The 11,680-nt window shown below is 38.8% G+C and carries 14 protein-coding genes; 10 read left to right on the plus strand and 4 right to left on the minus strand.

The genetic code is table 11. The annotated features are described in order from the left end of the window. Positions 1-39 precede the first annotated feature (39 nt). The 3 genes from LQ203_RS12740 (at position 40) to LQ203_RS12750 (ending at position 2,200) form a co-directional block, all read left to right on the plus strand. On the plus strand, positions 40-762 hold the full coding sequence (locus LQ203_RS12740) for a hydrolase (protein ID WP_230158725.1): 723 nt from the start codon (positions 40-42) through the stop codon (positions 760-762). A gap of 102 nt (positions 763-864) precedes the next feature. Next, positions 865-1,698 (plus strand): hypothetical protein, encoded by an 834-nt coding sequence (locus LQ203_RS12745; RefSeq protein WP_230158726.1) that lies wholly within the window; start codon positions 865-867, stop codon positions 1,696-1,698. Between the two features lie 319 nt (positions 1,699-2,017). Further along, entirely contained in the window at positions 2,018-2,200 is a 183-nt protein-coding gene (locus LQ203_RS12750; protein WP_034314525.1) for a ComZ family protein, read from the plus strand. 41 nt (positions 2,201-2,241) lie between these two features. On the opposite strand, the gene LQ203_RS12755 is transcribed toward LQ203_RS12750, so the two are convergent. Then, on the minus strand, positions 2,242-2,478 hold the full coding sequence (locus LQ203_RS12755; RefSeq protein WP_230158727.1) for a hypothetical protein: 237 nt from the start codon (positions 2,476-2,478) through the stop codon (positions 2,242-2,244). A gap of 202 nt (positions 2,479-2,680) precedes the next feature. Between LQ203_RS12755 and LQ203_RS12760 the strand changes: the two genes are divergently transcribed. The 4 genes from LQ203_RS12760 to LQ203_RS12775 all read left to right on the plus strand — a co-directional run bounded on the left by LQ203_RS12760 (position 2,681) and on the right by LQ203_RS12775 (position 6,924). Continuing rightward, complete coding sequence (locus LQ203_RS12760) at positions 2,681-3,616, plus strand: beta-ketoacyl-ACP synthase III (RefSeq protein ID WP_230158728.1); 936 nt, start codon at positions 2,681-2,683, stop codon at positions 3,614-3,616. Positions 3,617-3,666: 50 nt separating this feature from the next. Beyond that, a complete protein-coding gene (gene fabF, locus LQ203_RS12765; protein WP_230158729.1) occupies positions 3,667-4,905 on the plus strand; it encodes a beta-ketoacyl-ACP synthase II in 1,239 nt (412 codons plus the stop codon). 384 nt (positions 4,906-5,289) lie between these two features. Next, a complete protein-coding gene (locus tag LQ203_RS12770; protein WP_230158730.1) occupies positions 5,290-6,060 on the plus strand; it encodes a DUF2268 domain-containing putative Zn-dependent protease in 771 nt (256 codons plus the stop codon). Between the two features lie 108 nt (positions 6,061-6,168). Beyond that, the gene (locus LQ203_RS12775; RefSeq protein ID WP_230158744.1) at positions 6,169-6,924 is read left to right on the plus strand and encodes a YjbA family protein; all 756 of its coding nucleotides are present in this window, start codon (positions 6,169-6,171) and stop codon (positions 6,922-6,924) included. 61 nt (positions 6,925-6,985) lie between these two features. Here LQ203_RS12775 and trpS read toward each other — a convergent pair whose 3' ends face one another. Next, entirely contained in the window at positions 6,986-7,972 is a 987-nt protein-coding gene (gene trpS, locus LQ203_RS12780; protein ID WP_230158731.1) for a tryptophan--tRNA ligase, read from the minus strand. Positions 7,973-8,491: 519 nt separating this feature from the next. Between trpS and LQ203_RS12785 the strand changes: the two genes are divergently transcribed. Together LQ203_RS12785 and LQ203_RS12790 are read left to right on the plus strand one after the other, a co-directional pair. Continuing rightward, entirely contained in the window at positions 8,492-9,034 is a 543-nt protein-coding gene (locus tag LQ203_RS12785) for a DMT family transporter (protein ID WP_230158732.1), read from the plus strand. Positions 9,035-9,470: 436 nt separating this feature from the next. Then, positions 9,471-10,616, plus strand: a complete 1,146-nt coding sequence (locus tag LQ203_RS12790) for a putative glycoside hydrolase (RefSeq protein WP_230158745.1) — start codon at positions 9,471-9,473, stop codon at positions 10,614-10,616. 53 nt (positions 10,617-10,669) lie between these two features. Here the strand turns inward: LQ203_RS12790 and LQ203_RS12795 are convergent, their stop codons facing one another. Continuing rightward, positions 10,670-10,858, minus strand: a complete 189-nt coding sequence (locus LQ203_RS12795; RefSeq protein WP_230158733.1) for an FAD:protein FMN transferase — start codon at positions 10,856-10,858, stop codon at positions 10,670-10,672. Between the two features lie 96 nt (positions 10,859-10,954). Here LQ203_RS12795 and LQ203_RS12800 point away from each other — a divergent pair, with 96 nt between their 5' ends. Further along, complete coding sequence (locus tag LQ203_RS12800) at positions 10,955-11,536, plus strand: GNAT family N-acetyltransferase (protein WP_230158734.1); 582 nt, start codon at positions 10,955-10,957, stop codon at positions 11,534-11,536. Positions 11,537-11,589: 53 nt separating this feature from the next. Here LQ203_RS12800 and LQ203_RS12805 read toward each other — a convergent pair. Continuing rightward, a partial coding sequence (locus tag LQ203_RS12805; RefSeq protein ID WP_230156708.1) for an IS3 family transposase occupies positions 11,590-11,680 on the minus strand: 91 nt, incomplete at its 5' end.

Consider the following 11,680-nt stretch of genomic DNA (forward strand, 5'->3'; position numbering starts at 1 on the left):
TAATATAGTAGTAATATTCCTTAAAGGAGTTTGTGACCGATGGAACAACGAACTTTTCAAATTGATGACCAATGGAATATCGTCCATTATCCAGAACGGCCCAGTGGCTTTTCTATAATGGTGATTGGAGACCGAACCCATTTTGTCGAAAAAGACGGCAGCTTTTGGCTTCAGCATCCTGGCAGGTTACGGATATTGGAATATTTAAAGGAATACGGATACACGCTATTTTCATCCAATTTTTACGGAGCTAACTGGGGCAGTCCAAAAGCACTTGACCTTTCCCTTAACCTATATATGCTCTTCATTAAAAAAGAAATAGTCAATCAAAAGGTTCATGTATTGGCAGAGGGGACAGGCGCACTCCTCGCTTTAAAGTTAATGAATGAACTTGGAAGTAAGATACGTTCAGTCGTATTGATCGATCCGGTTTTTTCCTTGAAAGCACAGCTTGAGAAGGAAAAGGATAATAAGTTTTTCTATAAAAAGTGGCTGTCGGAGGTTGCGGCTGCATATGAGCTCGACCCAGCAGAATGTGAACAGCATATTCTGGATACTGAAAATCAAGTAATCGCGGAAAATATCCCTATGAAAGTGATTCAGGTTTTTGGAAGCATGCGGAAAGAGCAAGCCGCACTTTATCGACAAATCCAGCTGGCTAGGAAAGCAGACTTGCAGCTAACGTATTTATTGCCTGAAAAACGTTATAAAATCCCCTATCAAATACAGAAATTTTTCAATGAGAATGAAGAGTCTTTATGAGAATGGATATATTTTTACAATAGTTTGCATACGATACAGCATCTAAAAAAACTAGACGTGCCGGATGAAGTGGGCTTGATGGCATACGAGGAGGCTGTATTTATGCAAACATACATTGTCATTGGCACTTATCAATTTGTTGGTTTCTATGTGACTCAATATTTTTTGAACCAGGGTGAAGAAGTGATCGGAATTGATTGGACGGATTCAAAAGCAAACCAACATATTATTGAAGAAAAGGAACTTGAAATAGGCAGAAGTGCCAATTTTATATACTTTCCGATAAATAAGCTTAAATTATTGGATATTTCACAGGAGGACACTGTGTTCATATCTTGTTACGATATCCAACACGGAAAAATGGATAAACCCGATTCTCTAATAGGCGAAATCGTTTCCTTCATTGAGAAATACAAAAAAAATGGCATGAATGAAATGCCAAATTTTGTTGTTTTCATGCCGGTAGATGAAGATGCGGGTATTTTTCAGCCGATATTAACCGGGATTCGTGGAATAGATTCTGCAAAAATCATATTTTTACCGACGATATATGGACCTTGGCAATCGGAAGGCATGAGCTTTGAAGCCGGCATCAGTCAAATGGGACAGTCTGATATCAAAAAGGCAATTGCTCACGAATATACTGGAGATGCTCTCTTCATCACAGATTTTGTGCAGGCATTGGAAGGGGTTCTTACTTCTTCTTCCGATAAGAACATCCAATTGTGCAGCAGCATAGATGATCACTGGGATAAATGTGCACAGTTAATATTTGGTGAAAGCATGGAATCATTAATGAGTAAATCCACAACCAAAATCAATAAAGGAACTATATTTGAAGTTCATAGTAAAATGGATCCGGCAGAAGGCGTTGCTTTACAAAGAAAACATAATAAACGATTAAACTTACTTAAAGAATGGAGAAAGCATGATTAAAGTGGGCAAGGAATGGAGTGTACTTGAAGGGGAAGCTGCTTATTCACTAAATAAAAAACATTCCAAAGTATGTAGAATAGATGATCACAATTTGTGGTAAAGCACGGAAAATATAAAGGACAAATCTGTAAATTTGCCTCTAACCAATATGTCTTGTACTATAATGTTCAAGGATAGGAATGAACATCAATTGATATTCATTATTTTATGATTACGACCTTTACGAAAGGGCCATAGACAATTATGATGGAATGGAGATTTCTTTGGATTTCACTTAAATCAATTGATGAAAATTCAAATAGATAGGGGGAAACGAAAAATGAGTTCAGATAAAACGCTTGAATTTATGGGAATCGCTATGAAGTACTTCCCTGAAGCTAAAGCAAAGCTTGAAGCGAGCGGGATTCCATTCTCGATGGAGATGGCAGAGCCATTCATGGAGCTGTTTAAAAGCGTAATGCAAGAGGCTTATGAGCTAGGCAAACAAGATGCGCAGCGTTAATTAAAGGTAGGCTGTCCAGGTAAACGGGCAGCCTCATTTTTTTATCCTTTCTTCAAGAACTTGGAAATCAGTGGGTTCAGATTCATTTTATCGATGGCCGGTTTGTATTGACCGTATAAGCCCATTAATGTTTCAACGCTCTGCATCAATTGCATGTAATCAACCTTCGATTTCTCATTCTCATGTTCAGGTTCAGGTTCCTCTTTCTTGCCAAACATCAAATTCGAAAAATGATCATCCTGGCTTCTCTGATTGTTGTTGCGATTGAAGATGTCCACGCTAATCTCCCCCTTTTCTCATTTAATAATAATGTATGTCCCTAAAATCCCATTGGCATAGACACGTGTCCAACTTCGGAAACAGATACTTTTAGACTTTAAAATTGTTAGCTCTTGCAAGGAAGTGTTTTTTTATATAAAATTAGTACCAGGTAATAATAGATGCTTATAATAACTCATTAAAATATAAGGGGATGGCAGAATGAATGCTGGAATACTAGGTCTTGGCCGCTACTTACCCGATAAAATCGTTACAAATGCGGATTTAGAGAAAATTATGGACACTTCTGATGAGTGGATTCGTACTAGAACTGGTATCGAGGAAAGAAGAATTGCCAATGATGAAATAAATACTTCCGATATGGCTTATGAAGCCGCGAAAGCTGCATTGGAAAATGCGGCAATTTCGGCGGAAGAAATTGATTTAATTCTTGTAGCTACTGTGACACCGGATCAGTCGTTTCCTACTGTCGCTTGTATGATTCAAGAGAAATTGGGAGCGAAAAAGGCTGCTGCAATGGATGTAAGTGCGGCATGTGCTGGCTTTATGTATGCAATGATCACCGCACAGCAATTTATTCAGACGGGTGCATATAAGCATGTGTTGATAGTCGGTGTCGAAAAGCTATCAAGAATAACCAATTGGGAAGACCGCAATACTGCTGTTCTCTTTGGTGATGGAGCAGGTGCAGCAGTTCTTGGCCCTGTTGCGGAAGGTAAAGGGATCCTTTCCTTCGAATTAGGGGCAGATGGAACTGGTGGGCAGCACTTATTACAGGATGGAGATTTTATTCATATGAATGGACGTGAAGTTTTTAAATTTGCTGTCCGTCAGATGGGGGAATCCAGCCTGAGTGTACTTGATAAAGCCGGATTGACGAAAGAAGATGTGGATTTACTTGTACCGCATCAAGCGAACATTCGGATTATGGAAGCTTCAAGAGAGCGTTTAGGTCTGCCGATTGAAAAAATGACAAAAACGGTTCATAAATATGGAAATACCTCTTCAGCGTCGATTCCAATTGCCCTTGTGGAAGAAATGGAAGCAGGAAGAGTCAAGGACAATGACCTAATCATTATGGTTGGTTTTGGTGGAGGTCTCACTTGGGGAGCAATCGCTCTAAGATGGGGTAAATAAAAAAAGAAGAAAAAACGTACGAGCTTTAAAATAGGAAGGAGCCATTTTTAATGACTAATCGCCGAGTAGTTGTAACAGGTATTGGAGCAATTTCTCCAGTTGGTAATGATGCAGAAACTGGATGGAAGAATATAATCGAGGGAAAATCGGGGGTAGGGCCATTAACACGCTTGAATGCCGAAGAATATCCCGTTAAAGTGGCAGCTGAAATAAAGGACTTTGATATTGAGACATATATCAACCGTAAAGATGCACGCAAGATGGATCGTTTTACTCATTATGCCATTGCTGCATCTGTTATGGCATATAATGATAGCAAACTGGAAATAACGGATGAAAATGCTGCTCGTGTCGGAGTCTGGATCGGGTCTGGTATCGGTGGGCTGGAGACACTTGAGACACAACATGAAAACTTTTTAAACAAAGGGTATAAGCGGGTGAGCCCATTTTTCGTACCAATGATGATTCCGGACATGGCAGCTGGCCAGGTATCTATCTTACTTGGTGCTAAAGGAATAAATTCATGTACCGTAACAGCCTGCGCAACAGGAACAAATTCAATTGGTGATGCGTTTAAAGCGATTCAGCGGGGCGATGCCGATGTGATGATCACAGGCGGAGCCGAAGCACCGATCACAAAAATGTCGGTTGCAGGCTTCTGTGCAAATACGGCTTTATCGACTAATCCTGATCCACAGACTGCGAGCCGTCCTTTTGATGAGAATCGTGATGGATTCGTAATTGGAGAAGGTTCCGGAATTATCGTTCTCGAAGATCTGGAACATGCATTGAATAGAGGGGCAAAGATTTATGCGGAAATAGCTGGTTATGGCTCAACTGGGGATGCCTTCCATATTACGGCTCCGGCTCCTGGTGGAGAAGGCGGGGCAAGAGCAATGAAAATTGCCATTGAGGATGCAGGCTTGAGCCCGGAAGAAATCCAATATGTAAATGCCCATGGAACAAGTACACCTTACAATGACAAATATGAAACGATGGCAGTCAAAGAAGTCTTTGGCGACCATGCTTATAAACTTGCAATAAGCTCTACTAAGTCCATGACTGGCCATATGTTAGGTGCAGCAGGTGGAGTAGAAGCCATATTCACGATCCAAGCAATCAGGGACAGCATTCTGCCTCCTACCATCAATATTGAAACACCAGACCCAGAGTGTGATTTGGACTATGTTCCGAATCAAGCAAGAAAATTGGAAATCAATGCTGCCATCAGCAATTCACTTGGATTCGGTGGACATAACGCAACCATTCTTTTCAAGAAATATCAATAAATTAAAGGAAGAGCAGATTCTTTTGGAATCTGCTCTTTTTTTGTAGATAAAAGGGGGAGTCTATCTAACTGTTAAATCAAAGTTGATTGGAACGGGTGTATGAAACTCCTGCGGGAATACGCGTCCCAAGGGTGGGGCCCCGCATGCACAAAGGCGCCGAGGGCGGACCACGAGGAAAGTGAGTGCCTGGAGGGGAAATTAACTACAATCCTCAAAAAACTGTAGACAAACTCCATTATTATCGAGAGTTTGCCTACAGTCTGAGAGCAGATCTTTTGGGATCTGCTCTTTTTGTGTTGAAGGGAAAACATACAAGGAAATAATATGTGTCAACCGCCTTTAATTAATCATACGATAGTCAAAAGGAGCGGGGGTGTATGGGAATTGGGAGTTATTTCAACAAATGAATGGTTGAAGGAAGATTTCAACCGTCCGGTCCAGATGATGGAAAGACTCAAAGGTACATTCAACAATACGCTTGATGCGGGTATGATCTATAAACAGTTATTGAGGCACGGCATGTATTCGCCAAATCAAAAAACGAAACTCACTTGGGAAGACTTAAAAGAAAATAACGTTTGGAAAAAAACACAAAGCCTGTTTACTTCTTATAAAAAGCTATGGGGAGGTCCTGATGTTCCCATATATATTTTTCCACTCATGTCTTCAGGTATGTGGAAGAAAACGGTTGAAACGAAGTCAGGGTTGGCATTTAAAGATAAACTATTCCTTTTTTATGATAAGGGGATAGCTGAAAAGGAAATGGAGGCGGTATTGATTCATGAATATCATCATGTTTGCCGACTACATCATTTGAAAAAAGAACAAAAAGAGTTTACTCTTCTTGATACGATGATCATGGAAGGACTGGCGGAAAGAACAGTGGGGAAATATTTAGGCGCTAAATATTTAGCGAAGTGGACTAAGTTATATCAGGAAGATAAACTGCGGGAATTTTGGAGCAAGCATTTAGAAGAAAAGCACATGATAAAGCGTACAGACCCTCAACATGATGTTCTTCTGCTTGGAGCGAAAGGGTTCCCATATATGCTGGGATACTGTAGTGGCTATTACCTGGTGAAGAATTTTGAAAAGCTCTCCGTGAAAAAATCATTCATCATTCAATCTGAAGAATTCTTATCAAAAAAGAACTAATATATACGTTCTTTTTTTCTTAATCTGTTTTCTAGAATAGGAATAAATTGTCTGGTTCCTGCCTATACTGAGTGACAAACAGAAATTTGTTTAAGTGAGGGATGAATGATGCTATATCTTCATGATGTATGGGTTAACTGGTTTGAAGGAGAAGAAAACGGCTATAATATTTGTCATTTTCATGAATGGAGGAAGGATGATGGAATTGAACTACTAGATCAAGTTCCTTTGTTGAAAGTGTCAACAACATTGTTCCACTACATAGAAAACGACTTATCGGAATTACCTAAGCCATTGTTAAATGATATATTCCAAAAAGCATATGCAAGGAAAAATCATGAACGAATTCAGCTTGACTATTGTTTTATCGTTACTGATGGAAATGGAATTCTAGCTGTTGATACGATAGGTTATCATATTCCGATTAGGAAAAGCAGAATAATTCCCCGGCAGGAACAAATTGTTTACGACATGATTGAGAACCAGGATGAGATGGATTACACCTTTACTGAAAAACCTGCATCTGAGAAAGAATATCATATTTTATCGCCGTCTCCCTTATTCATGAATGGGTTGACAAGAAAAGAAAGACAGTTGAAGCAATTATTATTCATGGCCATGGACCAATTATTCACGGCGAAAAACACCGCTGAAATCCGCTATTGGTATACTGAGTGGGCTCCTGAAAAATATGAGAGCATTCAAGAAATGGATTTTCAAATAGCTTGGCTTGAGTTATATGAAGAAATGAAGGAAGGCTGGTCAGTGAAGCACCTTCAACTTTGTGAAAACTTGGTGAAGGGGCAGCCTTTTTTTGAAAAGCTTTGGCAAGTGGAGGCTGGCGATAGCCCATCTATATTATAGTGGAAATGAAAATTTGAATGAACAAAAGAAAAGACGATCCGATGAGGATCGTCTTTTTCTTTTATCTCTTTCTGCCAAGTCCCATACCATTATACATTTTTCTGATCATTTTATTGGCTTCATTGTTCGCTTTTTCTGCACCATGGTCAAGAATTTCATCCAATTCAGGCGAATCGATCAATTCATTATAGCGTTCCTGGATTGGGAGGATTTCTCCTAGAACCACTTCAGCTAAATCACTTTTAAAGTCGCCATACCCTTTCCCTTCATACATCTCTTCTATTTCTGAATAGCTTTTTCCACTAAAAATGGAGTATATCGACATCAAGTTGGAAACACCGGCCTTGTTTTCCTTATCGTAACGGACAATACCTTCAGAATCGGTTACTGCGCTCTTGATGTTTTTTTCAATTTGCTTCGGATCATCCAATAAGGCAATCGTCGCCTTTTTGTTAGGGTCTGATTTACTCATTTTCTTGGTTGGTTCTTGAAGGGACATGATACGTGCCCCTTCTTTAGGAAGGCTGATTTCCGGGATTTTGAAAATGTCGTTGTGCTTTTTATTGAATCTTTCAGCCAAATCGCGTGTCAATTCAAGATGCTGTCTTTGATCTTCCCCGACAGGAACAACATCTGTACTGTAAAGGAGAATGTCGGCAGCCATCAGCGGCGGGTATGTAAGAAGTGCTGCAGATACCCCTTCTTTGCCAGCGGATTTGTCTTTGAATTGTGTCATTCTCTCAAGTTCACCAATATAGGATATACTTTGTAAAATCCAGCCTGCCTGAGCATGGGCAGGTACTTCTGATTGAATGAAGATGGTATTTTTTTCAGGATCAAGACCAATGGCCAAATATAAAGCGGCTAATGATTTAATGCTTTTCCTTAGCTTTAGGCGATCTTGTGGAACTGTAATTGCATGCTGGTCAACTATACAAAAAAAACACTCATATTCATTTTGTAAGTTAACGAATTGTTTCATGGCTCCGATGTAATTTCCTAATGTAACGGAACCGGATGGCTGAATGCCGGAGAAAATCCTTTTCAACTACTAGTCACTCCTCTAATTGCGTTTATTGATAAATGGATATTCGTTCTTCATTATTGTAAGGATAAATAGAAAATGAATCCACTTTCTTTGAAAGAAATGTGCGGTGCTCCCATGATAGGAAACGCTCATTTAAATCTTGTGGAGGGCCGTTTTGTCCTGTATCGATGAAATTTTTGAGAATTCGAATTGTCCACTATATCTGTATTTTAGCATTTATTCATATTAAATGTATAATCGAATCGGCAATCAAGCCAATAGAACTGAAAGTTTTCTTTTAAGTGTTAATTTGGTCATCCAAGTTTTAAACCCAGCTACCTTTACATTAGAAGTTTAACTGGGTTTCTTCATTTGAATGGATTGGCTCTGTCTTCTCTGAACCTGTTTCCAATTGGTTTTGTTTAGACTAGACCATGTGGGCAGTAGACTTTTTGGTATGAATGATCAATAGTGGTTAGTACATTAACTGCTAAGAAGGTGTGTTTATGGAAGACAAGGCGATTATCGAATTGCAAAAGCATGGGTTTTCTAAATACGAATGTAAGGCCTACATTGGTCTTTTTCTTTGTTTGCTTTTTGGGAACATTGTTAGCCGGCGGAATTCATCAACATACAACGATGACCGGATTTTTATCCACCGGAGTTTTATGGGCGTTTGCAGCAGCATTCTTCTATGCACTTACTTCGATCATGGGAAAGGGAATTCAAATACTTAGCCCGTTGTTAACAACCGTTATTCAAACGACTCTGGGTGTTTTATTATTGATTCCATTAGTGGAATGGTCAAATTTTGTGCATCTTACCTTTGAGAATTGGCTTTATATACTTGTTACAGGATTTATTCATACAGGATTTGTGTTTTATTTGTTTTTCAGCAGTTTACGTGAATTAAAGGCTCAAACAATTGCTATTTTAGTCTTTATTGATTCGATAATCGCAATCTTACTGGATGTGACGATTTTGAACTACCATCCTGATATCTATCAGCTTCTCGGAATTTTTCTAGTGTTTGTTGGGATCAGTTATTCTCCAAAAGATGAAAGAATATTAGAGAAAACGTAAATTTGTTCGCTTAAACTTATCATGAAGTCTAAGGTATAAAATAATTTACCAAAATGTGGGTAGTTATTCCGAAAACTTAGTTATGTACAAAAAAAGCGAAATAATTAAAAAGTTACACAATAGAACGGATTTTCCGTTTTTTTTTTGTGATATGGATGAAATGAGTAGTTCAAGGAAAATCAAACCGTTTAACATATTTCACAATGAGCAGACCATTTTAGGGAAGGATAAACACAAGGGAATACAGGATTGTTGAACGTATTCTTAAAGCTGAAATTTTGTAAAGCAGGTTTTTTTAATTATTTATAATATATAGGAGTAAAGTTAAATGGTTGTGGTATTAAAGAAAGGGGTCTATTATATTGTTGAATATTGATGACTGATGGCGAATGGGGTGGAGGATATGAAACCAATGAGTAAATGGCTGATGACAGGTATGTGCATATTCCTGGTTCAACAGCCTGTTCATGCACAGAGCATGAACGAAACTAGGCAGGTAGCATTAGAAAATAAAGAACTGCCAGTGAGTGCACCGCGGTTTGTTTTTGATTCGGGGTTAAAATTCGACTATCCGGATGCGGTGCGGGGAATATATGTGACCGCGCCCGCAGCGGGTGGCAATAAAATGAACGAACTTATTAAATATGTAGATGAAACCGATTTGAATGCTATGGTCATCGATATCAAGGATGACTTTGGGAACATTACGTATAAGACCGAAGATCCCGATTCCCCATATGCTGGGATTGGTAAAGACTACATAAAAAATCCAAAGGCAATGCTGAAAAAATTTGAGGATAAACACATTTATCCGATTGCAAGGGTGGTTGTCTTTAAAGACTCCCTTCTGGCTAAAGAGAAGCCTGAATTGTCATATTTAAATGGCGAAAAAGTATGGAAAAATGGTCGTGGGGAAGCCTTCGTTAACCCATTCTTAAAAGAGGTGTGGGATTATAATGTCGGCATTGCCATTGAAGCGGCAAAGATGGGTTTTAAAGAAATTCAATTTGACTATGTCAGGTTTCCTGAAGGGTTCGAAAATAAAGAAGACGATTTGAAATATGATATGGGTGAATATGATGAAGCGAAAGTAAGTCATTCAGCTAAAAGGGTTCAGGCAGTGACTGATTTCGTAAGTTATGCGAAGAAACAACTGGAGCCTTACGGGGTGGATGTGTCAGTTGATATTTTTGGATATGCGGCTACATTGCCTGAAGCTCCCGGGATTGGACAAAACTTCACTAAAATCTCAGAGAATGTAGATGTAATTTCCTCCATGATCTATCCAAGTCATTGGACATCTTATTTTGGCATCGATAAGCCAGACTTGGAACCATATGACCTCGTTAAGGAATATGCAAAATTGGAGAATGGGAAGCTGAAGGAATTAAAAACGCCACCGACTTCCAGACCTTGGCTTCAAGATTTTACTGCTTCGTATTTAGGAGAGGGAAATTACCAAAAGTATGGTAAGGAAGAAGTGGAAGCCCAAATAAAAGCGTTAAATGATAATGGGATAGATGAGTATTTATTATGGAATGCAGCGAATCGATATACAAAGGGAGTCGATTATACCCCATGAAAGATAGATGACCGTAAGGGTGATGCCTTACGGTCATCCAAATTCTTTCTGAATTACCTCTCTTTATTCCCGCCAACTTGATTCCACCCTGACTGAATTCGTTTCGATTGATCAAAAATATGGGAGTGACGTTTCCCGCCAAACCATTTTTCGCCGATGCCATTCGTCACTACGCCATTAACAGCCGTAATGCCTATAACGCAAACCGCGACTAAAATAAAGTCCGTAAAGTAACTGATCATCAAAACCCTCCTAATATTTTCATGCTGTTTAAGTACTATTGTAGTGGAAAAGCAAAATTCTGGAAAGTATAAACTGGTAAAAGAGGAGATTAAATAATGAATTGGTATGAAAAATTAAATCAGTATTTCCCCATTGAAGAAATGAAATCCAAAGAGCATATAGAAGTTCTTTTAGAAGATAAGCAGGAAATATATAAAAAGGATGAAGGTCCTGACCATGTTTTATTGTATGTTGAAGGGGAAGAGTTTATATTCGTTGATTATCTATTTGTATCCAAGCAATCAAGGGGGCAGGGACTAGGAAGGAAATTGATTCAAAAATTGCAAAAAAAGCAGAAAACGATCTTGCTGGAAGTGGAACCAGTACAAGAACATGATGATGATACATTTAAAAGGCTGAAATTTTATAAAAGGGAAGGGTTCAAGCATGCCTCTTCAATTTCCTACAGCAGAAAATCGCTTGCCACTAAGGAGATTACTCCCATGGAAATCTTATATTGGCCGGCAAATCCATCTGTTGATGAAGAAGACGTTTTTGACTTCATGAAAGAGATTTATTCTGAAATCCATACTTACAAAGATGATGATCTTTATGGGAAATCATATCAAGATGTAGAGGATGTACTAAGCTTGAATGCAGGTCAGGAAACGGATATTTTTAAAGAGGTGCAAATTTAAGAAAAAGGGCCGGTTGTTTGAAGTGAACCCAAAAAGTTAGACACTTTATTTAATTAGGCAGCCTTGAGGGCATGAATCCGGTAATCTACCGGGCTCATGCCTTTTAATTTTACCTTGATTCGTTGATGATTGTAGTAATGGATA

It is taken from the genome of Peribacillus sp. Bi96 (assembly GCF_918698115.1).
In the GTDB taxonomy this organism is placed as follows: domain Bacteria; phylum Bacillota; class Bacilli; order Bacillales; family DSM-1321; genus Peribacillus.

Excerpts from the sequence above, each read along its gene's own strand:
- fabF (WP_230158729.1), top strand. The coding sequence starts at position 3,667 with ATGACTAATCGCCGAGTAGTTGTAACAGGTATTGGAGCAATTTCTCCA.
- LQ203_RS12775 (WP_230158744.1), top strand. The coding sequence starts at position 6,169 with ATGCTATATCTTCATGATGTATGGGTTAACTGGTTTGAAGGAGAAGAA.
- LQ203_RS12795 (WP_230158733.1), bottom strand. The coding sequence starts at position 10,858 with ATGATCAGTTACTTTACGGACTTTATTTTAGTCGCGGTTTGCGTTATA.
- LQ203_RS12800 (WP_230158734.1), top strand. The coding sequence starts at position 10,955 with ATGAATTGGTATGAAAAATTAAATCAGTATTTCCCCATTGAAGAAATG.
- LQ203_RS12760 (WP_230158728.1), top strand. The coding sequence starts at position 2,681 with ATGAATGCTGGAATACTAGGTCTTGGCCGCTACTTACCCGATAAAATC.
- LQ203_RS12750 (WP_034314525.1), top strand. The coding sequence starts at position 2,018 with ATGAGTTCAGATAAAACGCTTGAATTTATGGGAATCGCTATGAAGTAC.
- LQ203_RS12745 (WP_230158726.1), top strand. The coding sequence starts at position 865 with ATGCAAACATACATTGTCATTGGCACTTATCAATTTGTTGGTTTCTAT.
- LQ203_RS12785 (WP_230158732.1), top strand. The coding sequence starts at position 8,492 with ATGGGTTTTCTAAATACGAATGTAAGGCCTACATTGGTCTTTTTCTTT.
- LQ203_RS12740 (WP_230158725.1), top strand. The coding sequence starts at position 40 with ATGGAACAACGAACTTTTCAAATTGATGACCAATGGAATATCGTCCAT.
- LQ203_RS12790 (WP_230158745.1), top strand. The coding sequence starts at position 9,471 with ATGTGCATATTCCTGGTTCAACAGCCTGTTCATGCACAGAGCATGAAC.